The sequence below is a fragment of the Streptomyces sp. genome (assembly GCF_019510245.1).
GTDB lineage: Bacteria > Actinomycetota > Actinomycetes > Streptomycetales > Streptomycetaceae > Streptomyces.
In genome coordinates this window covers 1-19703 of sequence record NZ_JAEKKT010000195.1, presented here as the reverse complement: position 1 = coordinate 19703, position 19703 = coordinate 1, and the positions used below count along the sequence as shown (strand labels likewise).

At 72.0% G+C, this 19703-nt stretch carries 18 protein-coding genes and 1 pseudogene; 8 read left to right on the top strand and 11 right to left on the bottom strand.

Annotated elements, in window-relative coordinates:
• Nucleotides 1-36: 36 nt before the first annotated feature.
• The gene (locus tag JF597_RS39485) at nucleotides 37-969 is read right to left on the bottom strand and encodes a DMT family transporter (RefSeq protein ID WP_294008224.1); all 933 of its coding nucleotides are present in this window, start codon (nucleotides 967-969) and stop codon (nucleotides 37-39) included.
• 80 nt (nucleotides 970-1049) lie between these two features.
• Here JF597_RS39485 and JF597_RS39480 point away from each other — a divergent pair, with 80 nt between their 5' ends.
• The 3 genes from JF597_RS39480 to JF597_RS39470 all read left to right on the top strand — a co-directional run bounded on the left by JF597_RS39480 (nucleotide 1050) and on the right by JF597_RS39470 (nucleotide 3554).
• Nucleotides 1050-1958 carry a LysR family transcriptional regulator gene (locus JF597_RS39480; RefSeq protein WP_294008222.1) on the top strand — a complete coding sequence of 303 codons (909 nt, stop codon included), beginning with the start codon at nucleotides 1050-1052 and terminating at the stop codon, nucleotides 1956-1958.
• 86 nt (nucleotides 1959-2044) lie between these two features.
• Nucleotides 2045-3031, top strand: coding sequence for an aminoglycoside phosphotransferase family protein (locus JF597_RS39475; protein WP_294008220.1), 987 nt, complete (start codon nucleotides 2045-2047; stop codon nucleotides 3029-3031).
• A gap of 88 nt (nucleotides 3032-3119) precedes the next feature.
• The gene (locus JF597_RS39470; RefSeq protein WP_294008218.1) at nucleotides 3120-3554 is read left to right on the top strand and encodes a carboxymuconolactone decarboxylase family protein; all 435 of its coding nucleotides are present in this window, start codon (nucleotides 3120-3122) and stop codon (nucleotides 3552-3554) included.
• Here the strand turns inward: JF597_RS39470 and JF597_RS39465 are convergent.
• The gene (locus JF597_RS39465) at nucleotides 3541-6027 is read right to left on the bottom strand and encodes an alpha-L-arabinofuranosidase C-terminal domain-containing protein (RefSeq protein ID WP_294008216.1); all 2487 of its coding nucleotides are present in this window, start codon (nucleotides 6025-6027) and stop codon (nucleotides 3541-3543) included. The two genes, JF597_RS39470 and JF597_RS39465, sit on opposite strands and share 14 nt — an antisense overlap.
• Nucleotides 6028-6205: 178 nt before the next feature.
• On the opposite strand from JF597_RS39465, the gene JF597_RS39460 reads away from it, so the two are divergent.
• Nucleotides 6206-6649, top strand: coding sequence for a DUF6314 family protein (locus JF597_RS39460; RefSeq protein WP_294008246.1), 444 nt, complete (start codon nucleotides 6206-6208; stop codon nucleotides 6647-6649).
• Between the two features lie 183 nt (nucleotides 6650-6832).
• Here the strand turns inward: JF597_RS39460 and JF597_RS39455 are convergent, their stop codons facing one another.
• The 3 genes from JF597_RS39455 to JF597_RS39445 all read right to left on the bottom strand — a co-directional run bounded on the left by JF597_RS39455 (nucleotide 6833) and on the right by JF597_RS39445 (nucleotide 9466).
• The gene (locus tag JF597_RS39455) at nucleotides 6833-7417 is read right to left on the bottom strand and encodes a histidine phosphatase family protein (protein ID WP_294008214.1); all 585 of its coding nucleotides are present in this window, start codon (nucleotides 7415-7417) and stop codon (nucleotides 6833-6835) included.
• Nucleotides 7418-7533: 116 nt separating this feature from the next.
• Nucleotides 7534-7980, bottom strand: a complete 447-nt coding sequence (locus JF597_RS39450; RefSeq protein ID WP_294008213.1) for a GNAT family N-acetyltransferase — start codon at nucleotides 7978-7980, stop codon at nucleotides 7534-7536.
• Between the two features lie 43 nt (nucleotides 7981-8023).
• Nucleotides 8024-9466: a PLP-dependent aminotransferase family protein gene (locus JF597_RS39445; protein ID WP_294008211.1), complete on the bottom strand. Its 1443-nt coding sequence runs from the start codon at nucleotides 9464-9466 to the stop codon at nucleotides 8024-8026.
• Here JF597_RS39445 and JF597_RS39440 point away from each other — a divergent pair.
• Both JF597_RS39440 and JF597_RS39435 read left to right on the top strand, forming a co-directional pair.
• Nucleotides 9465-10415 carry a DMT family transporter gene (locus JF597_RS39440; protein WP_294008209.1) on the top strand — a complete coding sequence of 317 codons (951 nt, stop codon included), beginning with the start codon at nucleotides 9465-9467 and terminating at the stop codon, nucleotides 10413-10415. The two genes, JF597_RS39445 and JF597_RS39440, sit on opposite strands and share 2 nt — an antisense overlap.
• A gap of 13 nt (nucleotides 10416-10428) precedes the next feature.
• The gene (locus tag JF597_RS39435; RefSeq protein WP_294008207.1) at nucleotides 10429-10629 is read left to right on the top strand and encodes a DUF1918 domain-containing protein; all 201 of its coding nucleotides are present in this window, start codon (nucleotides 10429-10431) and stop codon (nucleotides 10627-10629) included.
• A gap of 182 nt (nucleotides 10630-10811) precedes the next feature.
• Here JF597_RS39435 and JF597_RS39430 read toward each other — a convergent pair whose 3' ends face one another.
• Complete coding sequence (locus JF597_RS39430; RefSeq protein ID WP_294008205.1) at nucleotides 10812-12044, bottom strand: family 10 glycosylhydrolase; 1233 nt, start codon at nucleotides 12042-12044, stop codon at nucleotides 10812-10814.
• Between the two features lie 171 nt (nucleotides 12045-12215).
• Between JF597_RS39430 and JF597_RS39425 the strand changes: the two genes are divergently transcribed.
• On the top strand, nucleotides 12216-13076 hold the full coding sequence (locus JF597_RS39425) for a 3-hydroxybutyryl-CoA dehydrogenase (RefSeq protein WP_294008203.1): 861 nt from the start codon (nucleotides 12216-12218) through the stop codon (nucleotides 13074-13076).
• A gap of 208 nt (nucleotides 13077-13284) precedes the next feature.
• Nucleotides 13285-13542, top strand: a complete 258-nt coding sequence (locus tag JF597_RS39420) for a hypothetical protein (RefSeq protein ID WP_294008201.1) — start codon at nucleotides 13285-13287, stop codon at nucleotides 13540-13542.
• On the opposite strand, the gene JF597_RS39415 is transcribed toward JF597_RS39420, so the two are convergent.
• The 5 genes and pseudogenes from JF597_RS39415 to JF597_RS39395 form a co-directional block, all read right to left on the bottom strand.
• Nucleotides 13539-14087, bottom strand: coding sequence for an NUDIX hydrolase (locus JF597_RS39415; protein WP_294008199.1), 549 nt, complete (start codon nucleotides 14085-14087; stop codon nucleotides 13539-13541). The genes JF597_RS39420 and JF597_RS39415 overlap by 4 nt on opposite strands.
• Before the next feature lie 65 nt (nucleotides 14088-14152).
• On the bottom strand, nucleotides 14153-15493 hold the full coding sequence (locus JF597_RS39410) for a transcriptional regulator (RefSeq protein WP_294008197.1): 1341 nt from the start codon (nucleotides 15491-15493) through the stop codon (nucleotides 14153-14155).
• Nucleotides 15494-15713: 220 nt separating this feature from the next.
• On the bottom strand, nucleotides 15714-16790 hold the full coding sequence (locus JF597_RS39405; protein WP_294008195.1) for a PP2C family protein-serine/threonine phosphatase: 1077 nt from the start codon (nucleotides 16788-16790) through the stop codon (nucleotides 15714-15716).
• Nucleotides 16791-17067: 277 nt separating this feature from the next.
• Complete coding sequence (pheT, locus tag JF597_RS39400; protein ID WP_294008193.1) at nucleotides 17068-19581, bottom strand: phenylalanine--tRNA ligase subunit beta; 2514 nt, start codon at nucleotides 19579-19581, stop codon at nucleotides 17068-17070.
• Nucleotides 19581-19703: pseudogene (locus JF597_RS39395) on the bottom strand (phenylalanine--tRNA ligase subunit alpha); the annotation flags it as partial. The pseudogene JF597_RS39395 and the gene pheT, both read right to left, overlap by 1 nt.

The following is a 19703-nucleotide window of genomic DNA, read 5'->3' as shown; positions in this document are numbered from 1 at the left end:
AAGGAAACAGTAGTTTTCCGGAAAATGATTCGCAGGTTAACTCGCCTGTGTGGCGCCTGTACGGGCACTGCGCGGGGTCGCGTCGCGAGCCGCCGCCATGGCGCGTCCGCGATGTGCGCGTTCGACAGATTGACCCCAGTACGTCCCAGTGACGATGAGTGCGGCACCGAGGACGGACAGTCCGGTGAGCCGCTCGCCGCCGAGGGCGGTGCCGACCAGCAGGGCCCAGACCGGTTCGGTGCCCAGCAGGAGCCCGGCCCGGGTCGCGGAGGTGCGTTGGACCGCCCAGGTCTGGGCGATGAAGGCGAACAGTCCGCAGAAGAGGGAGAGGTAGAGGAGCTGCGCCCAGGTGACGGCACCGGTCCGGGTCAGCGCCGGCAGCCCGGGGGCCGCGGGCAGCAGGAAGAGGGCGGCGCCGACGGCGCACTGTACGGCGGTCAGGTGCAGCGGGCGCAGGGTCCGGCCCGCGGTGACCCTGCCGACCAGCACCATGTGCCCCGCGCGGACCACGGCGGCAGCGAGCATCAGCAGGTCACCGGCTCCGGGAGCGCGCAGCCCGTTGCCGGAGACGAGCACTGCGACACCCGCCAGGCACACCCCGGCGGCGAGGAAGAACCGCGCCGGCAGACCGACCCGGTGCAGGACCGGGGTGAGGACGAGGGTGAGGCTGATGATCAGGCCCGCGTTCCCGGCGCTGGTGTGGGCGACACCGTACGTCTCCAGGACGAGGACGGCGGCCTGGGTGAGGCCGAGCAGAGAGCCTTGGACCTTCTCGTCCCGGGTGAGGCCACCGGCGCCGCCGAACCGGCGCAGCACGGCGGCGCACGCGAGCGCGGCGACGGCGTACCGCACGAAGAGGACGGTCGGCACGGGGAGGGCGTCCGTGGCTGTCTTCGCCGTCAGGTAACTGGAGCCCCAGACGACGGCGACGGCCAGGAGCACCACGTCGATACGGCGGTTGGTCGGCATGCCTTCACGATCCACGGCCTGCACGTTGAAGTAAACGACGACCTTCTCAACCGATCCTTTAGCGGAGCTACACTCACGCCATGGACGAACGGCAGCTGCGGGTCCTGCGGGAGCTGGGCGACCTGGGCAGCGTCACGGCCGTCGCCGAAGCGCTGCGGGTGACGCCCTCGGCCATCTCGCAGCAGCTGCGGCTGCTCCAGCGCTCGATCCCGGTGCCGCTCACCGAGCGGTCCGGCCGCCGGCTGGTCCTCACACCGGCCGGGCAGGCCCTGGCGGCCGCGGCGATCGGCGTGGAGACGGCACTGGCCCGGGCCCGCCACACCATCGACGCCTTCGTGGAGGAACCCGACGGCACGGTGTCGCTGGCCGCCTTCCACAGCGGAGCCGCCGCGTTCTTCCCCCTGCTGCTCCGACGGCTGGGCGGGCCCGGGTCCCCCCGCCTCGCCCTGCACGACGAGGACGTGGCCCAGGCCGACTTCCCGCCGCTGACCCGCGCCTACGACCTGGTCCTGGCCCATCGCATGGACCACGCCCCGCCCTGGCCCCGGACCGCCACGGCCACCCCGCTGCTGCGCGAACCGCTCGACGTCGCCCTGCCCGTCGGCCACCCGCTGGCCGCGCGGCCCGCCCTGACCGCGCACGACGTCGCCGACCAGCCCTGGATCAGCGTGCACGACGGCTTCCCGCTGCTGGCCACGGTCGAGGCCATCGCGGCGGCGGCCGGGCGCGGGGTCGACATCGTGCACCGCGTCAACGAGATCGCCGTGGTCGCCGAGGTGGTCGCCGCGGGCGGCGGGGTCGCCCTGATGCCCCGCTGGACGTCCCGTCCCCACCCGGGCGTCACCCTCAGGCCCCTGCACGGCATCGAGGCCCACCGCCACGTCGACGCCCTGCACCGCCCCGAGCGGACGGCCCGCAGAGCGGTGCGAACCGTTCTCCGCGCACTCGTCGAGGCCGCGGAGGTCATCCGAAGCAGGGACAACGGCTGACCCGGATCCCGTATCTTCGGGAGCGCTCCCACGCGCTCCCAGCGCCCCCGCACGCACCGCACCGCCGGACGAGAGCGAGTCGCCGCATGCAGAGCCTGACCAAACGCCGCCTGTCCGCCGCCGGACTCGACGCCCTCCTCCGGGAGGCCACGGGCGTCGGCTGCCGGCTGGAGGAGGAGCTGACCGACGGCTGGTTCAACACCGCCTACCGGGTCCGCCTCGACGACGGACGCCCGGCCGTGGTGAAGCTGGCGCCGCCCGCCGAGGCGCCCGTGCTCCGCTACGAGCGCGGGATCATGGCGACCGAGGCCCTGGTCTACCGGCGCCTGGCCGGTCTGGCCGCCGGAGCCGTACCGGCCCCCGAACTGTTCTACGGGGGAGCCGACTTCCTCGCCGTCTCGGTGCTGGCGGGCACCCCCTGGGACAAGGCCGCCGAGCACCTCCCGCCCGCCACCGCCTCGGCGCTGCGCCACGAGCTGGGCACGATCACCGCCCGGCTGCACACCCTGACCTCCGAGGACGGCCGGTACGGCTATCCGGCTCCCGAGGCGGAGCTGTCCGCCGCCGACTGGCGCACCGCCTTCACGGCCATGGTGGACGCCCTGCTGGCGGACGCGGCCCGCTGGGACGCCGACCTCGGGGTGCCCGCCGCCGCGATACGCGGCCTGGTGGCCGAGGGCGGCGCGGCCCTCGACGAGGTCACCGAGCCCAGGCTCGTCCACTTCGACCTCTGGCCGGGCAACATCTTCGTCGACGACCGGGCGGACGCACCCCGGATCACCGGCCTCATCGACCACGAACGGGCGTTCTGGGGCGACCCGGCCGCCGAACTGGTCTCCCTGGCGTTCGGCGGGGACACCGGCCCGGACAGCGACCTGGTGGCCGGGTACCGGGCGGCGGGCGGCTGCCTCGACTTCTCCCCCGCACTGCGCCATCGCCTCGCCCTGTACGGCCTCTACCTGGGCCTGATCCTGGTCGTGGAGTGCGGCCCCCGGGGTTATGCGGGGGAGCACGCCGACTGGACCCGGACGTTCCTGGGCGCACAGGTCGCCGCACTGCGCGCACTGGGGTGACCGCGGAAACGGGCTTGACCTGGAGCGCGCTCCAACTCCTAGCGTTCTTCCGGTCGTGACCGCATCCGAGGAGAACGGAAGAGCTGACATGAGCGAGAGCACCACGCGCCAAGAACGTTTCGCCCACGGCCTGGAGGTCCTGCGGAAGGTCGACGGCGAGGCCGGGCAGCGGGTCATCGACTCGCTGACCGACGTCAGCCCCGAGCTGGGCCACCAGATCGTCGCCTGGGGCTTCGGCGAGATCTACGCCCGCCCGGAACTCGCCCCCCGGGACCGGCAGTTGGTGACGCTGGGCATGCTCACGGCGTTGGGCGGCTGCGAGCCCCAACTGGAGGTGCACGTCAACGCGGCCCTCAACGTGGGCCTCACGCCGGAGCAGATCGTCGAGGCCCTGCTGCACTCCGCCGGGTACTGCGGTTTCCCCAAGGCTCTGAACGCCACCTTCGCCGCGAAGAAGGTCTTCGCCGAGCGCGGGCTGCTGCCGGTCGGACAGCAGCCCGCACCGGACGCTACTTCTGCCTGATCCGCAGGAAGGTGACCGAGTTCGCCGGGAAGGTGTACGTGAACCGGTCGGCGACCCCGGTGAAGGTGGACGTGACCGGGGCGACCGCGGTGGACGTCTCGGTGTTCACCGCGCCGGGCGCCGCCGCGAGCGTGGTCACCTTGGCCTTCCTGGCGGCCTTGACGCCGCCGAGGTCGATTGCCGTACGGGCCTCCGCCGACTGGGCGTTGACCACCTTGACGATCAGGTCGCCGGTCTTCCTGTCCTCGGTGACGACCTGCCGGAACGGCTCGGCGGGCTTGTCGTCGGTGAAGCCGCCCCACTCCTGCCCGTCGAGGTACAGGGTCACCTGCCGGCCCCGCACCTTGATGTCGACGTCGTAGGCGCGGCCCGTGTCGACCGACCCCGGCTTGGCGATCAGGGTCGACTTGCCCCCGTCGACGGCCTGCTCGACCGCGGTCTGGGTGTTGTTCCAGCCCCCGATGTTCCACCAGTAGTAGGTGCCGGTGTCCTTGACGCCGAAGGCGACGAGGAAGCCTTCCTTGCCGGACTTCTTGGTGGCCTTCACGTGCAGGTCGTAGTCGTGCCAGTCGGTGTCGCCTGCGGAGACCATGGTGTTCTCGGCGGTGTCGGAGGTCTCGACGTACTGCCCGTCCTGGACCGCCCAGCTGCCGCCGCCCGTGTGCGTCCACTGCGACGCGTCACCGGAGAAGTCGTCGGTGAGCAGCGAGTTCCCGTCGGCGTCGGTGACCTTCACGTCGTCGTAGGCGGCGCTGGTGTTCCAGGTGGACAGGCCGACGGCACCGGTGATGGGGCCGCTGACGTCCGGGGTGGTGGTGGCCGTGCTCGGCACCACCTGGTCACCGACGTTGTTCATGAACAGCTTCTGGACCTCGTAGTTCGCCGAGCCCCAGGAGGCGTGGTTGTTGAACCAGACCATGTCCGGGCTCCACTGGACGTAGTCCTCGTTGGCGAACAGCGGGGCGTAGGAGGCGAGTTTCACGACGTCCGCGTTGCGTTCGAGGCCGGTCATGTAGGCGGCCTCGGCGAGCCCGTTCTTGAAGGTGTTGCCGCCGGAGGCGTACTCGCCGACGAAGACCTTCGGTCCGCTCCGGTCGTAGGAGTCGTAGCGGTCGTTGTTCTGCAGGAACCACTGCGGGCTGTTGTAGTAGTGCTCGTCGACCATGTCGACCTTGGCATCCTTGTTGAGCTGCCAGGCCGTGTCGAAGGTCGTGCCGGAGTCGTCCGGGCCGGAGTTGGAGATGACCTGCATGTAGGGGTACTTCGCCTGGATGGCGGTCCGGAACCGGGTGAAGCGGGCGAAGAACTGCTGGGGCAGGTTCTCCTCGTTGCCGACCTCGATGTGGGTGAGGTGGAAGGGCTTGGGGTGGCCCATCTGCGCGCGCAGCCCGCCCCACTTCGAGGTGACCGGGCCGTTGGCGAACTCGACGAGGTCGAGGGTGTCCTGGATGTGCCGCTTGAGCAGCGCGTCGTCGTCGACGGCCTGGTTCTGGCCGCAACCGGTGACCAGGGCCGGGACCACGGGCAGCGGCATGGCACCGATGTCCTCGGCGAAGCGGAAGTACTCGTAGTATCCGAGGCCGTAACTCTGGTTGTAGCCCCAGAAGTTGGCGTTGGTGGCGCGGGTCTCGACCGGGCCGACGGTGTCCTTCCACTGGTACGACCGCTTGCGCTGGTAGCCGGAGGCCTCGCTGTAGTCCTGCATCGAGCCGGTGTTGACCAGGCAGCCGCCGGGGAAGCGGACGAAGCCCGGGTGCAGGGCGGCGATCTTCTCGGCGAGGTCCTTGCGCAGGCCGTTGGGCTCATGCTTGTAGGTGTCGCGCGGGAAGAGGGAGACCATGTCGAGGGCGGCGGCGTTCGAACTGGCCACGGTGAGACGCCCCGTGGAGCTGGTGCGGGTGGCGGTGAAGGTCGCCGTGTACTTGGCCCAGCCGTGCTTCTTCACGGCCACCCGGCGGGCGGTGGCGAGGGTGCCGCCGGAGTCCGAGAGGCCGACCGTGAGGGTGGTACCGGCGTCGGCACGGGCCCAGACCGAGAAGTCGTACCTCTTGCCGTCCTCGACGCGGATGCCGGTGTTGTAGCCGGAGTTGGTGACCGCCGAACCCGCGGAGAGCGAGAGGTAGGTGCGGTTGCGGGCGTTCAGCCGGCCGTCGTCGTTCACGACCCGGGCGGTGCCGGTGACCGTCCACGCGGTGAGCGGGGTGTACGACTTGTTGTCGTCGGTCGTGTACTCGAAGGACCGGTTCTGGACCAGCTCCGCGTACAGGCCGCCGTCGGCGGCGCGGTTGATGTCCTCGAAGAAGACGCCGTACATCGTCTTGTCGATCTTGGCGCCCTGGGTGGCCGGGTCGACGGTGATCGAGTAGTCGGTGACGTCCTCGGCATGGGCGGGGGTCGGCAGAAGACCGGCGGCGAGCAGGAAAGCGCTTGCACCCAGGCCGAGTCTCAGCCGGGTGCGCGTGGTGCGTGACATGGATACTCCGCGGCTCGTGAGGAGAATTACGCCATTCGCCATTCGCTATATCGAACAACGGTCAGCACTTCGAACGGCAAGATATGTAAGGGGCATGAGCGCGTCAATGGGGCGGGGGCCCGCACCCTCGGCCGAGGGCCGGCGCGGCGTAGGGTCGGGGACCGACGAAGGGATGACCGTGGGCGAGTTCTGGCCGGTGGCGGATGTCCTGGCTCACCTGGCCGGACGGTGGCGGGTGGACCGGACCGTGTGGGACCTGGCGAGCGGGGCCGAGGGCCGCTTCGAGGGAGCCACCCTGTTCCGTCCCCTGGACGGCGGCGGCCTGCTGCACGAGGAGTCCGGCACGTTCACCTGGCAGGGCGTGGCCCGCCCCGCCGAACGCACCCTGCGCTTCCTGCCCGGCCCGCACCCCGGCACGGCCGACGTACGCTTCGCCGACGACCGCCCCTTCCACGACCTGGACCTGACCTCGGGCCGGCACATCGCCGACCACCCCTGCGCGGCCGACCTCTACCGCGGCGAGTTCACCGTCCAGGACGCCGACCACTGGCACACGGTGTGGCGAGTGGCCGGCCCGGCGAAAGACCTGCTCTTGACGACCGACTACGCCCGCGCCCCCTAAGAACACCGACGCGACAGCGCCCCAAAGGGGCGCGGGGAACCGCGCGACCAGCCACAACGCCGCCGCAGCCGACCAACAACCCGACTCGGCGCCACGCCCCAAAGGGGCGCGAGGAACCGCGCGACCAGCCACAACGCCGCCGCAGCCGACCGACGGCCCGACTCGGCCCTCCCGGCGGAGCGGCTACGTCTGGGCCGGACCCGGGTCGAAGCGCAGGTTCCAGCGGCCGCCGCGGCCCGTCACCGTGGTGGTCGAGAGTGGGCGGACGTCGATGTTCCAGTAGGTCGAGGGCGGTGCCTTGAGGGCGTAGACGAGGGCCGCCCGGATCACCGAGGGCTCGGCGACGGCGACGATACGGTCGCCGTCGCCCACGGGGCGGGTGTCGAGCCAGCCTCCGACCCGCGTGATGAACGCCAGCAGCGACTCGCCGCCGTGCGGGTTGCCGAGCGGGTCGGAGAGCCAGGCGTCCACCTGGTCCGGCTCCCTGGCCATCGCCTCGCCCAGCGTCAGCCCGCGCCAGCGGCCCATGTCGCAGTCGCGCAGCGCGAGCTGGACCAGCGGGGCGTACCCCAGTGCGTCGCCGGTCGCGCGGCTGCGCGGAGTCGGCGAGCAGTAGCGCAGCTCGGCTGCCGCGAGAGGCAGTAGCTCACCGGCGACGCGCTGCACCTCGTCCCAGCCCGCCTGGTCCAGCGGGCGGTCGTCCTGGAAGCGCTCCGCGAGCAGCGGTGAGCTGCGCGCGGCCGCGACGAACGTGACCCGAAGTGGCATGCGGCGATCGTGTGACGCGCATGTGCGCAGGTCAAGGCCGATTGGGCGGTGAGTTGGCGGACGTGGAGGAAATGTTACTCAGAGGTCAGGAGGAGTCCGACAAGTCAGCCGTAATGTCACTCGGGCGATGTGTAGTAGAGCGCCATCCACTGGTCCGGGTGTTCGAGCGGGGCGAAACCGAGCTTCTCGTAGACCCCGTGGGCGTCGTGCGTGGCCAGCAGCACGCGTCGCACGCCGTAGGGCCGCAGGTGCTCGCGGACCGCGCCGACCATCGCCGTGCCGACCCCCTTGCCGCGCACCGACGGGTCGACGTAGACGTCGCAGAGCCAGGCGAACAGCGCCTGGTCGGTCACCACGCGCGCGTACGCCACCTGCTCCCCGGTGGCGGTGTCGTAGACCCCGAAGTTGAGCGACCCCGCCATCGCGCGCTCCTGCTGGTCCAGCGGGCGGCCGGTCGCCCAGTAGGCGTCGGTCGAGAGCCAGCGGTGGACGCGCTCGACGTCCACGCGGCCGGTGTCGGCGGAGAACTCGTAGCCCTCGGGGAGGCGGGGTGTGTCGCTCATGCGGGGATCCTCGCCGGGCGGGCGCGCCGGCGTCGATCGGATTTCAGGGTCTGGGACGCAGCACCTCGTCGCACGCGGCCCGCAGCCGCCGTACCCCCTCCAGGATCTCCCCGGTCCCCGCGACCGCGGCGAAGCTCAGGCGGACGTGGGCGGCCGGGGCCTCGGCGCTGAAGTACGGGCGGCCGGGGGTGATGGCGACCCCGGCCCGCAGGGCGGCGGCGGTCAGGGTCGTGTCGTCGGTGCCGTCGGGCAGGCGCGGCCAGAGGTGGTAGCCGCCGGAGGGGATGTGCGGGAGGGCGAGTTCGGGGATGTGGTGGGCGAGGGCGCCGGTGAGAGTGTCGCGGCGGGTCCTGAGCTCGGCGGCGAGGTTGCGCAGGTGGCGGGGCCAGGCCGGGGAGCCGACGAGTTCGAGCGCCGCCTCCTGGAGGGGGCGGGGGACGAAGAAGGTGTCGACGATCTGGATGGCGCGCAGGCGTTCCAGGACCGGGCCGCGGGCGGCCAGCGCGGCCACCCGGAAGCTCGGGGAGGTGGCCTTGGTGAGCGAGCCGACGTGGACGACGACTCCGTCGGGGTCGTCGGCCGCCAGCGGGCGGGGCAGCGGGCCCGCGTCGGCGTGCACCAGCCGCCGCACGTAGTCGTCCTCGATCACGAACGCACCGGCCTCGCGGGCGATGCGCAGCACCTCGGCGCGGCGCTCGGGGGCCAGGACGGCGCCGGTCGGGTTCTGGAAGAGGGGCTGGCAGACGAAGACCCGGGCGCCGGTGGCCCGGAAGGCGTCGGCAAGGAGGGCGGGCTTCACGCCGTCGGGGTCGACCGGGACCGGGACCGGGCGGAGGCCGGTGGCGCGGGCGATGGCGAGCATGCCGGGATAGGTGGGCGACTCGACGAGGACCGGGGCGCCGGGCGGGGCGAGTGCGCGCAGGGCGGTGGCCAGGGCGGACTGGCCGCCGGACGCGATCAGCACCTCGGCCGCGGTGACCGCGCCGCCGATGTCCCGAGCGAACCACTCGCGCAGTTCGGGGAGCCCTTCGAGCGGCGGCCGGCCCCAGGCACCGGGGCGGCGGCCGGCCCGGGCCAGGGCCGCCGCCATGGCGCGTTCGGGCTCCAGCGAGGCGTGCAGGTAACCGCCGCTGAGCTCCAGCACGCCGGGCGGCGGGGCGGCGAGGCACACGGTGACCCCGGAGGCGTCCACGGTGCGCGGGACCACGTCGAGGGCGCCGTCGGCGCTGAGCGCCACCTCCTGCCAGGAGGTGTCCCCGGCGGGCTCGGCCGTGCGCGGCGGGGCCTTGAAGGCGCCGGCGCCGGGCCGGGTGACGACCAGCCCCTCCGCGACCAGCTGTGCCAGCGCCCGGGACACGGTCACCGGGCTCACCCGGAACCGCTCGACGAGGGCCCGGCTCGACGGGAGCTTTCCACCTGGCGAGTAGCGGTCGAGGTCCCGCCGCAGCTGTTCCGTCAGTTCTACGGCACTGCTACGCTCTTGCATGAGAGCACAGAGTAGCGCTACCAGCCCGACTTCGATAGCGGTCGGCGCGCCACCGGCCGACGCCCCGGCCTCTCCAGCGGGCGCCCGCCCCTCCGCACGGCTCGGCACCCTCCAGGCCGCGCTCGGTGTCGTCGCCTTCTCCCTCACCTTCCCGGCCACGGCCTGGGGTCTGGAGAGCTTCGGGCCGTGGGCGCTGGTGGCGGTGCGCAGCGTGCTCGCGGCGGCCATGGCGGGCGGCTGCCTGCTGTTCCTGCGGGTACGGCTGCCCGAGCGCCGGCACTGGGCAGGGCTGGCGGTCGTCGCGGCCGGGGTCGTGCTCGGCTTCCCGATGCTGACCACGCTCGCCCTGGAGACCTCCACCACCTCGCACGCGGCCGTCGTGGTCGGCCTGCTGCCCCTCACCACAGCTCTCTTCTCGGCCCTGCGCATGGGCATCCGCCCGTCCCGCACCTTCTGGGCGGCGGCCCTGGCGGGCGCGGCGGCCGTGCTGGCGTTCACGGTCGCCCAGAGCGGCGGGGCGCTCACGGCGGCGGACGGCTATCTGTTCGCGGCCCTCGTGGTGTGCGCGGCCGGCTACACCGAGGGCGGCCGGCTGGCCCGGGTCATGCCGGGCTGGCAGGTCATCGGCTGGGCGCTGGTGGGCTGTCTGCCGCTGACGGTGCCGGCCGCCGTGGTCGCGCTGTCGTACGAGCCGGTCGTCTGGAACGCGCACGGGGTCGCCGGTGTGCTGTGGGTGGCGGCGGGATCGCAGTTCCTCGGTCTGGTGGTCTGGTACCGGGGGATGGCGGCCGTCGGCATTCCGAAGGCCAGCCAGTTGCAGTTGGCCCAGCCGCTGCTCACACTGGTGTGGTCGGTGCTGCTGCTGGGCGAGCACCTCACCGCGGCCGCTCCACTCACGGCCGCCGCCGTGCTCGTGTGCATCGCCGTCACCCAACGATCGCGATCGTGAGGAGGCCCTGGAGATGCGTGCATCCGAGGGCGACCAGCTTGTCCAGCACGGCAGGGTGGTCGGACAGCACGACCAGGTCTCGGAAGTCGTCCAGGTACTCGGCCCCGAGGGCACACCGCCCTACCGGGTCCGCTTCGAGGACGGGCACGAGGCCATCATGTCCCCCGGTCCCGACTGCCAGGTCAGGCACCGGGAGATCCACGAACAGCGCTGAGCGCTCCGCCGGAAGCGCCGCGACGTCACCTCCGCCGCCTGTCGGCTGCGGCGCCGTCGTGGCTGGTGGCGCAGTTCCTCCCCCAGCCGAAGGCTGGGGGTACCCCCAGCGCCCCGTTGGGCGCTGCCGAACCGCGGCGGAAATCGCTCGAGCCGCTGAGACCGGGGGCGAACGCTCGCTGGTCAGCTCGGTGGGGTCGCCGGCTGCTTGTAGTGGTCGGCGACCACCCGGGAGAGCGCGCCGATCCGGTCGGCGGCCACTTCCTTGGCCGCGAAGTACACATGCCCGCCGACCTGTGGGTACCGGTCGGCCAGGGTGAGGTGCCGGGACAGCTCGGCCGGGTCCTGCCAGGCCCCGGCGGCGCCGGCGGCACCCGCCTGGTAGAGCGCCTCGCCGATGTAGAGCCGCGTCCCGGACCCCTTGGCCACCCCCGCCCACCAGTCGACCACCTTGGCGTAGTCGGCGGCGGTGTTGCCGATCTGCCAGTACGCCTGCGGGACGATGTGGTCGATCCAGTTCTCCTGCACCCATTTCCGGGTGTCCGCGTACAGGTCGTCGTAGGTCTCGACGCCGGCCCTGGTGTCGGAGCCGCGGGAGTCGGTGGCGGCGTTGCGCCACACCGCGAACGGGCTGATCCCGAACCGGGTGCCGGGCCGCAGCTTCCTCACCCCGGCGGCGATCTCGGTGACCAGCTTGTCGACGTTGTCCCGCCGCCAGGCCGCCCGGGACGAGAAGTCCCCGCCGTGGGTGTCGTACGCGTCGTCGTCGTCGAAGGTCTGGCCGGCCACCGGGTACGGATAGAAGTAGTCGTCGAAGTGGACCGCGTCCACGGGGTACTTGGCGACCGCGTCGAGGATCGCCTGCTCCACGAAGGCGCGGACGGCCGGGATGCCCGGGTTGTAGTAGAGCCTGCCGCCGTACCGCACCACCCAGTCCGGATGCTTGCGGGCCGGGTGCGAGGCGGCCAGCTCGCCGGGGTCGGTGTGGTTGGCGATCCGGTACGGGTTGAACCAGGCGTGCAGTTGCAGGCCCCGTGCGTGGGCCTCCGTGACGGCGGTGCCCAGCGGGTCCCAGCCGGGGTCCTTGCCCTGGGTGCCGGTGAGGTACTGCGACCAGGGCTCGTAGGGCGAAGGCCAGAACGCGTCGGCGGTGGGCCGCACCTGGAACATCACGGCGTTGAGCCGGTGGTCGACCGCCTTGTCGAGGAGGGCGGTGAGCTCCTTGCGCTGCGCGGACGCCGACAGTCCGGTGCGGGAGGGCCAGTCACGGTTGGAGACGGTCGCCAGCCACATGCCGCGCATCTCGGTGACCGCCCGGCGCGGTGGCCGTCCCGACGGCGCGGCCACGCCGGGTGCCGCCGACGCCAGCACGGACAGGGCCCCCACAGCGAACGCCCTGCGAGACACTCGTGCCATCGTAAGAGCCTCTCACTCTCCGGATCCGCGAGGTCACGGATCGCCTCCGCGGCACAGGATGCCCGCACCCGGACGATCGATCATCGATACTTACGGGTAACGTGCTCGAACGGAGCAGGCGCCGGATCCGGAGGTCCTGCCGGCCGCTCGTAGATCAGCGAAGGGGACGATGTGACCGACATCGAGAAGGTCGGAGTCGTGGGCTGCGGCCAGATGGGAGCGGGCATCGCCGAGGTCGCCGCCCGCGCCGGTCTGGACGTGCGGGTCGCCGAGACCACCGGCGAGGCCCTGGAGATCGGCCGCACCCGGCTGCACAGCTCCCTGGCCAAGGCCGCCGAGCGCGGCAAGATCAGCGAGGCGGAGCGGGACGCCACGCTCGCCCGGCTGAGCTTCACCACGGACCTCGGCGAGTTCGCCGACCGGGACCTGGTGATCGAGGCCGTCGTCGAGAACGAGCAGGTGAAGACGGAGATCTTCCAGGTGCTCGACCAGGTGGTGGCCCGTCCGGACGCGATCCTGGCCTCCAACACCTCCTCGATCCCGCTGGTGAAGCTGGCCGTCGCCACCTCGCGGCCCGACCACGTCATCGGCATCCACTTCTTCAACCCGGCCCCGGTGCAGAAGCTGGTCGAGCTGATCCCGGCGCTCACCACCTCCGAGGGCACCCTCAGCCGCGCCCAGATGTTCGCCGAGAAGGTGCTCGGCAAGCACGCGATCCGCGCCCAGGACCGTTCCGGCTTCGTGGTCAACGCGCTGCTGGTGCCGTACCTGCTCTCGTCCATCCGGATGTTCGAGTCCGGCATCGCGAGCCGCGAGGACATCGACAACGGCATGGAGATGGGCTGCGCCCACCCGATGGGCCCGCTGAAGCTGTCCGACCTGATCGGCCTGGACACCATCGTCTCCATCGCGAACAGCATGTACGCCGAGTACAAGGAGCCGCTGTACGCCGCTCCCCCGCTGCTCCAGCGCATGGTCGAGGCGGGGCGGCTCGGCCGGAAGACCGGCTCGGGCTTCTACACGTACGGCTGATCACGCCCCGCTGACTACAGGGAGCGATACTCCACGGGCCCGGCACCTGCTTCGGTGCCGGGCCCGCGTGTTTCACACTCCGTGTGTGCCCCGGGCACGCATATGCCCTTCGCACACTCTCCCCACGCGCTCACCAGGCGAGTTCACTCTTCATGCGCATGCAAAGGGATGCGGAACCACACCCTCGATCACGCAAAGGAGCGGACCCGTGACCACCGAACCGGAGCATCCCGTGATCCAAGGAGAACTCGCAGAGTTACGTCGTCGCCTCGATGTGGCCTACGCCCAGGTCGAGGGAGGGCTGAACCTGCTCAGCCACCGCACCAAGGAGACCGCCAAGGAACTGGACGAGCTCAGCACCCGCCTGGCCTCGCTGGAACACGCCCGCTGGCCGCTGCCCTCCCTCGCCGCCCTCACCGCACTGGGCGCCCTCGTCGTCACGGTCTGGCAGGCGCTGGCCCGCTAGAGCCCGCCCCCGTCGTCGGCGAGCCTCATGTGGTGCAGCAGGAGTAACGCGGCCGCCATGTTGGCGGCCGGGACCTCCCCGCGGGCGATCATGTCCGGGACGAGCTTGAGCGGGACCCACTCCCGGCGGTCCGACTCGAAGTCGTCCACGGGGTGTCCGACGTACTCGCCCTCGCCGGACCAGTAGATGTGGTGCCGGGCGTCGGTGAGGCCGTTGGACGGCTCCACGGTCATGAGATGGCGCAGGGTTCCCGGCCGCCAGCCGGTCTCCTCCTCCAGTTCCCTGGCGGCCGCGACGGCGATGTCCTCGCCGTCCTCGACGACTCCCGCCGCGAGTTCCCAGCCCCAGCTGTCGGTGATGAAACGGTGGCGCCACAGGAGGAGGACCTCGTCCGCCTCGTTGACCACCGTCGCCACGGCCACGGGCCGCAGCCGTATCAGGAAGTGGTCGAGGTGCTGGCCGTCCGGCAGCTCGACATCAGCGAGATTCACGCTGAACCAGCGGTTTTCATACACAGTTTGTTCGTTCTGTTTCGTCCACTGCACGGTTCTGCCACCTTCCGCCGAGTAAGTGGCAATATCGCAGCAGCGGCTCCGAAGGCCTACCGCGCCTAGAGCGGTACGCGCAGTGCGCCGTCGATCAACTCGGCGGCCTCGGCGGTTCCGGCACCGCCGCTGCGCACCAGGTGCTCGCGTACCGCGCGGAGTCTGTCGCGCAGGCGCTGCGACTCCATTCCGCGGGCCTGCTCGGCCATCTGCACGGCCGTGGCCACCGCGTTCTCGGCGTTTCCCTGGCGCAGTTCGATGGTGCTCAGCATGGCGAGCCGGTGTACCCGCCCCCGGTCGTGGGCGGGGTTGTCGACGGCGGCCGCGGCATGCTCCCGGGCGGCGGCGAGTTCACCGAGGCTGAGCAGCGCCTCGGCCACCTGTACGTTGACCAGGCCGGGCTGGACATAGCCGGTCTCGTCGGGCTCGTGGCCCCGCCGGATGCGTTCGGCGGCCGCCTCCGCCCGCCGGATGCAGGACAGCGCGCTCGTGCCGTCGCCGAGGTGGGCGTACGCCTTCGCCTGCATCGCGTAGAGGTCGGAGGCGAGGGCGGGGGTGATGTGCTTGCCCGCGGTGCGCAGCGCGGCCTCCGCGAAGGCGACGGCCTGCCGGAACTCCCGCATGAACAGCGCCTGGTTGACGAGGAGCGCGATGACGTACGCGCCGAGTCCCCGGTCGCCGCTGGCCTTCGACAGGCGCAGTGCCTGGTGGAAGTAGCGCTGAGCGAGGCCGTGGGCGTCGGAGTCGTAGGCGCAGATACCGGCGATCGCCACCAGTCCCCCGGTGGCGCGGTGCAGTTGACGGCCCGTGGCATCCCTGTAGCTGCCGCGCAGCAGCGGCGCCGCCTCGGCGTTGAGGAAGCCGACGATCCGGGTGCGGGTGGCCATGCCGCCGGCCTTGCGGTACATCTGCTCGTAGTGCGCCCGGGCGGCGCGCAGCATCTCCAGGTCGGCCGGGGTGACCCGGTGCCGGCCGCCCCGCGAGACGTCGACGTCCTCCGGGGGGTTCTCCCACTCCCACACCGGCATCACGGCGGGCGTGCCGGTGACGGCGGGGGCGCCGAGTATGTGCGGGCGCTGCTGTTCGTCGGAGCGCCACAGGGCGGTGGCCCGTTCGACGAAGCCGGAGAGCGAGGTGGTGTGCGGGACGCTGGGCTCGCCGGGCACCCCGAGGCCGATGTCGTCGAGGGTGACCGGCCGGTGCAGCCGGGCCGCGAGCACCTCGCAGATCAGGTCGGGCACCTGGCCGCGCGGCCGCTGGCCCTTCAGCCACCGCGCCACGGCGGTGTGTTCGTAGCGCAGCGAGAGTCCACGGGCCCGGCCCGCCTGGTTGACGTGGGCGGCGAGACCGGCGTGCGAGATCCCCGCCTCGTCCAGGATCGCGTCGAGCAGAGAGTTGGGCTGCATGGATGCCCCCCGAGTGGCCTGGTGCCGTCAGCGTAGTGCGGGTGGGTTCACACGGGGTGTGAACGAAGTGCGCGAATCCTCAGCGTGCGCGCACTGTCGCGGAGCGTGTCGGGCCGGTTGACTGAATTGCCTCGCAAGAGGCCGGCCGGGCCGCCGGCTCCCCCTCGTACAGTGCGGTGGCCTGGCCGTTGGCTCGGCCGACGACCAGAAGAAGGGGCCGTCAAAGGCGGTTCGTCGGCTGCGGGGGCGTTGTGGTTGGTCGCGCAGTTCCCCGCGCCCCCAAGAAGGGGCGTTGATGCCGGCGTTCGTTGTGAAGCACCAGGAGGGCGATGTCGTCGGTGGGGCGGCCGTTGGTGTGGTGGAGCAGGGCCGTGAAGACCGTGCGCAGGATGGCCTGGGGGGAGACCGGGCGGTCTCGGACCGCTTCTGCCAGAGCCTCCTGCAGGGAGAAGAAGCGTCCTCTCGCGTCTCTCGCGTCCTCCGCGCCGTCCGTGTAGAGGACGAGCGACTCGCCGTCGAGCAACTGGCCGCAGTCGGCGGCAGTCAGGTCCGTCGGCAGCGGAAAGAGCCCGAGGGGCGGCAGCGGATCGGCGGGTGACAGGGGCTCCACGCGCGTACCGCTCAGCACGTACGGCCATGGATGGCCGCAGTTGAAGGCGCTGAGTTCGCCGTCTCCTCCGATCTCCAGCAGCAACAGGGTGACGAACTCCTCGGCCACCGGGCTGTCCGGGTCCTGGCCGCTGGACGGGTGCTCGGACCTGGCTCGTTCTCGTAGGTGTCGGGCGAGGGCGCGGTCCAGGCGGCCCAGGACCCGGCCCAGTTCGGGTTCGTCGTGGGCGGCCTCGCGGAAGCTGCCGAGGACGGCGGCGGCCGTACCGATCGCCGCCAGCCCGTGCCCGCGTACGTCGCCCATCACGACCCGTACGCCGTGCTCGGTGGCGACGGCCTCGTAGAGATCGCCGCCGATGCTCGCACCCCGGTCGGCGGAGAGCTGGGCGGCGGCGACGTTCAGCCCGGCGAGCCGGGGCGGCAGCGGTCGCAGCAGCACGCTCTGCGCGGCGCCGGCGACCTTGCGGGCCTGCCGCAGCTCGCGCAGCAGGGCGCTGCGGACGTGCAGTATCAGGCCGGTGCCGACCGCGAAGAACACGGCACTGGTGACGATCCGCGCACCGAGCCCGTTCTGCTCGGCCAGCGGGCATCCGAACTTGTAGCCGACCGCGACGGCGCCCCACACCGTGGGCAACCCCAGGGCAAGTGCACGGCGCCGGGGCCGTGGGTTCGCCTTGATACGGATCATGCCGATGGCCCCCATATAGGCCCTGCCGGAACAGACGGACCGACCCCGAAAGGCCGGTCCGATTCTGTCGACGGCATGCCCCGAAAAGGCCATGTCCGGGTTGGATCTCACCCGAATGAGTGACCACTCGCCGGACACCCGCATTTATGCAGGTAGCAGTACTTGTAAGCACCCGTCAGGGACGCTGGGGGTACCCCGGCCGAGGGCTGGGGGAGGAACTGCGCGATCAGCCACGGCGAAATCCGCACCCGGCCGAAACGCGCAGCCCCCACGGCGACTAGCCGCGCAGCACCGCCCCCGTGCGCTCCCCCGCAAGGGCGACCGCAGCGTCACGAGCCGCCGACGCCTCGTCGACCGTCAGCGTCCGGTCCCCCGCCCGGAAGCGCAGCGCATACGCCAGCGACTTCTTCCCGTCGCCGAGCTGCTCGTCGTTGACATACACGTCGAACAGCCGGATGGCCTCGAGGAGTTCACCCGCCCCCTCGCGCAGCGCGGCCTCGACGTCGGCGGCCGGCACCGGCTTGTCCACCACGAGGGCGACATCCTGCGTGGCCACCGGGAACGTCGAGATGCCCGGCGCCTGCGGGGTGCCGTCGCCGACCTGCTCCAGCGCGTCCAGGTTCAGCTCCATCGCGCAGGTGCGCGCCGGCAGGCCCAGCGCCTTCACCACCCGCGGGTGCAGCTCACCGGCGTGGCCCACGACCCGCTCCGCGCCGTCGGCCACGACGACCAGCTCGGCGCAGCGGCCGGGATGCCACGGCCCGTACTGCCCGGACCGCACGATCAGCTCGGCCCCGGCCTCACGCGCGACCGCGCGCCCGGCCTCGACCGCGTCGGCCCAGTCGGCCGGACGGCCCTTGCCCCACCAGCCGGCCTGCTCGCGGGCGCCCGCGAGGACGACGGCGACGTGGCGCGGCTGCTCGGGCAGCACGGCGTCGAGCGCGGCGAGTTCCGCGTCGGTCGGGCGGCGGTCGACCGGCAGGTGGCCGGCGATGCCCTGCTGCGCACGCGGCAGGAAGACCAGGCCGGTCTCGAACAGCGCCAGGTCGTGCGTACCGCGGCCGTCGTTGCGCCGGAGCGCACCGAGCAGGCCCGGCAGCAGCGAGGTGCGGAGCGCGGGCTCCTCGTCGTTGAGCGGGTTGGTCAGCCGGACGACCCGGCGGGCCGGGTCGTCGGCGGCCAGGCCCAGCTGGTCGAAGACCTGCTCGCTGACGAACGGGTAGTTCGGTGCCTCGACGTAGCCGGCTCCGGCAAGCGCGCGGCCCACCCGGCGGTGCAGCCGCTGCCGGTGGGTCAGGCCCCGGCCGGACGGCGGCTTGGGCAGCGTGGAGGGCAGGTTCTCGTAGCCCTCCAGGCGGATGACCTCTTCGGCCAGGTCGTTCTGTTCGAGCAGGTCGGGCCGCCAGGACGGCACCGTGACGAGCAGCTCGTCCTGCCCGTAGACGTCGCAGCCGACCTCCTGGAGGCGGCGGACGACGGTCTCGCGGCCGTACTCGACGCCGGCGACCTTGTCGGGGTGGTTCGCCGCGACCGTGATGGTGTGCGGCGCGGACGGTGCGATGACCTCGGTGACGCCGGCCTCGGCGGTGCCGCCGGCGAGCAGCACCAGCAGGTCGACCGTGCGCTGCGCGGCGGCGGCCGCGGCCTGCGGGTCGACGCCGCGCTCGAAGCGGCGGGAGGCCTCGGAGGACAGCTTGTGGCGGCGGGCGCTGCGCGCGATGGCGACGGCGTCGAAGTGGGCCGCCTCGATGACCACGTCGGTCGTGGCGTTCTCCACGTCCGCGTGGTCGGCGATCTCGGTGTTGGCGCCGCCCATGACGCCCGCGAGGCCGATCGGGCCGCGGTCGTCGGTGATGACCAGGTCCTCGGCGTGCAGCGTCCGCTCGGTGCCGTCGAGGGTGACGATCTTCTCGCCCTCGATGGCGCGGCGGACGCCGATGGTGCCCTGGACCAGCTTGCGGTCGTAGGCGTGCAGCGGCTGGCCGAGCTCCATCATCACGTAGTTGGTGACGTCGACCGCGAGGGAGATCGGGCGCATGCCGACCTTCTGCAGGCGCCGCCGGAGCCAGATCGGGGAGCGGGCCTCGGGGCTCAGACCGGTGACGGTGCGCGCGGTGAAGCGGTCGCAGCCGAGCGGGTCCAGCACCTGGACGGGGTAGCCGAAGGCGTTCGGGCCGGGCACGTCGAGGAGCGCGGGGTCGCGCAGCGGCAGGCCGTAGGCGATGGCGGCCTCGCGGGCCACGCCGCGGATGGACAGGCAGTCGCCGCGGTTGGCGGTGACGGCGATGTCCAGGACCTCGTCGACCAGCTCCAGCAGCTCGATGGCGTCCTTGCCGACCTCGGTCTCCGGCGGCAGCACGATGATGCCCTTGGTGCCGTCGTCGCCCATGCCCAGCTCGTCGCTGGAGCAGATCATGCCATGGGAGGTCTTGCCGTACGTCTGGCGCGCGGCGATGGCGAACCCGCCGCGCAGCACCGCGCCCGGGAGCACGACCACCACCTTGTCGCCGACGGCGAAGTTGCGGGCGCCGCAGACGATCTCCTGGGGCTCACCGGTGCCGTTGGCGGTGCCGACGTCGACGGTGCAGAAGCGGATCGGCTTCTTGAAGCCCTCCAGCTCCTCGATGGTCAGCACTTGGCCGACCACCAGGGGGCCCTTGAGGCCGTCGCCGAGCTGCTCGACGGTCTCGACCTCCAGACCTCCCGAAATGAGCTTGGCCTGCACGTCGCGGCCGGTCTCGGTGGCCGGCAGGTCGACGTACTCCCGCAGCCAGGAAAGCGGGACCCGCATCAGATCTCCATCCCGAACGGCCGGGTGAACCGGACGTCACCCTCGACCATGTCTCGCATGTCCTCGACGTTGTGGCGGAACATCAGCATCCGCTCGATGCCGAACCCGAAGGCGAAGCCGCT

Coding starts and splice junctions, on each gene's coding strand:
- JF597_RS39430 (WP_294008205.1), bottom strand. CDS start 12,044: ATGGCACGAGTGTCTCGCAGGGCGTTCGCTGTGGGGGCCCTGTCCGTG.
- JF597_RS39475 (WP_294008220.1), top strand. CDS start 2,045: ATGCAGAGCCTGACCAAACGCCGCCTGTCCGCCGCCGGACTCGACGCC.
- JF597_RS39470 (WP_294008218.1), top strand. CDS start 3,120: ATGAGCGAGAGCACCACGCGCCAAGAACGTTTCGCCCACGGCCTGGAG.
- JF597_RS39465 (WP_294008216.1), bottom strand. CDS start 6,027: ATGTCACGCACCACGCGCACCCGGCTGAGACTCGGCCTGGGTGCAAGC.
- JF597_RS39480 (WP_294008222.1), top strand. CDS start 1,050: ATGGACGAACGGCAGCTGCGGGTCCTGCGGGAGCTGGGCGACCTGGGC.
- JF597_RS39405 (WP_294008195.1), bottom strand. CDS start 16,790: ATGATCCGTATCAAGGCGAACCCACGGCCCCGGCGCCGTGCACTTGCC.
- JF597_RS39440 (WP_294008209.1), top strand. CDS start 9,465: ATGAGAGCACAGAGTAGCGCTACCAGCCCGACTTCGATAGCGGTCGGC.
- JF597_RS39485 (WP_294008224.1), bottom strand. CDS start 969: ATGCCGACCAACCGCCGTATCGACGTGGTGCTCCTGGCCGTCGCCGTC.
- JF597_RS39435 (WP_294008207.1), top strand. CDS start 10,429: ATGCGTGCATCCGAGGGCGACCAGCTTGTCCAGCACGGCAGGGTGGTC.
- JF597_RS39410 (WP_294008197.1), bottom strand. CDS start 15,493: ATGCAGCCCAACTCTCTGCTCGACGCGATCCTGGACGAGGCGGGGATC.
- pheT (WP_294008193.1), bottom strand. CDS start 19,581: ATGCGGGTCCCGCTTTCCTGGCTGCGGGAGTACGTCGACCTGCCGGCC.
- JF597_RS39445 (WP_294008211.1), bottom strand. CDS start 9,466: ATGCAAGAGCGTAGCAGTGCCGTAGAACTGACGGAACAGCTGCGGCGG.
- JF597_RS39450 (WP_294008213.1), bottom strand. CDS start 7,980: ATGAGCGACACACCCCGCCTCCCCGAGGGCTACGAGTTCTCCGCCGAC.
- JF597_RS39455 (WP_294008214.1), bottom strand. CDS start 7,417: ATGCCACTTCGGGTCACGTTCGTCGCGGCCGCGCGCAGCTCACCGCTG.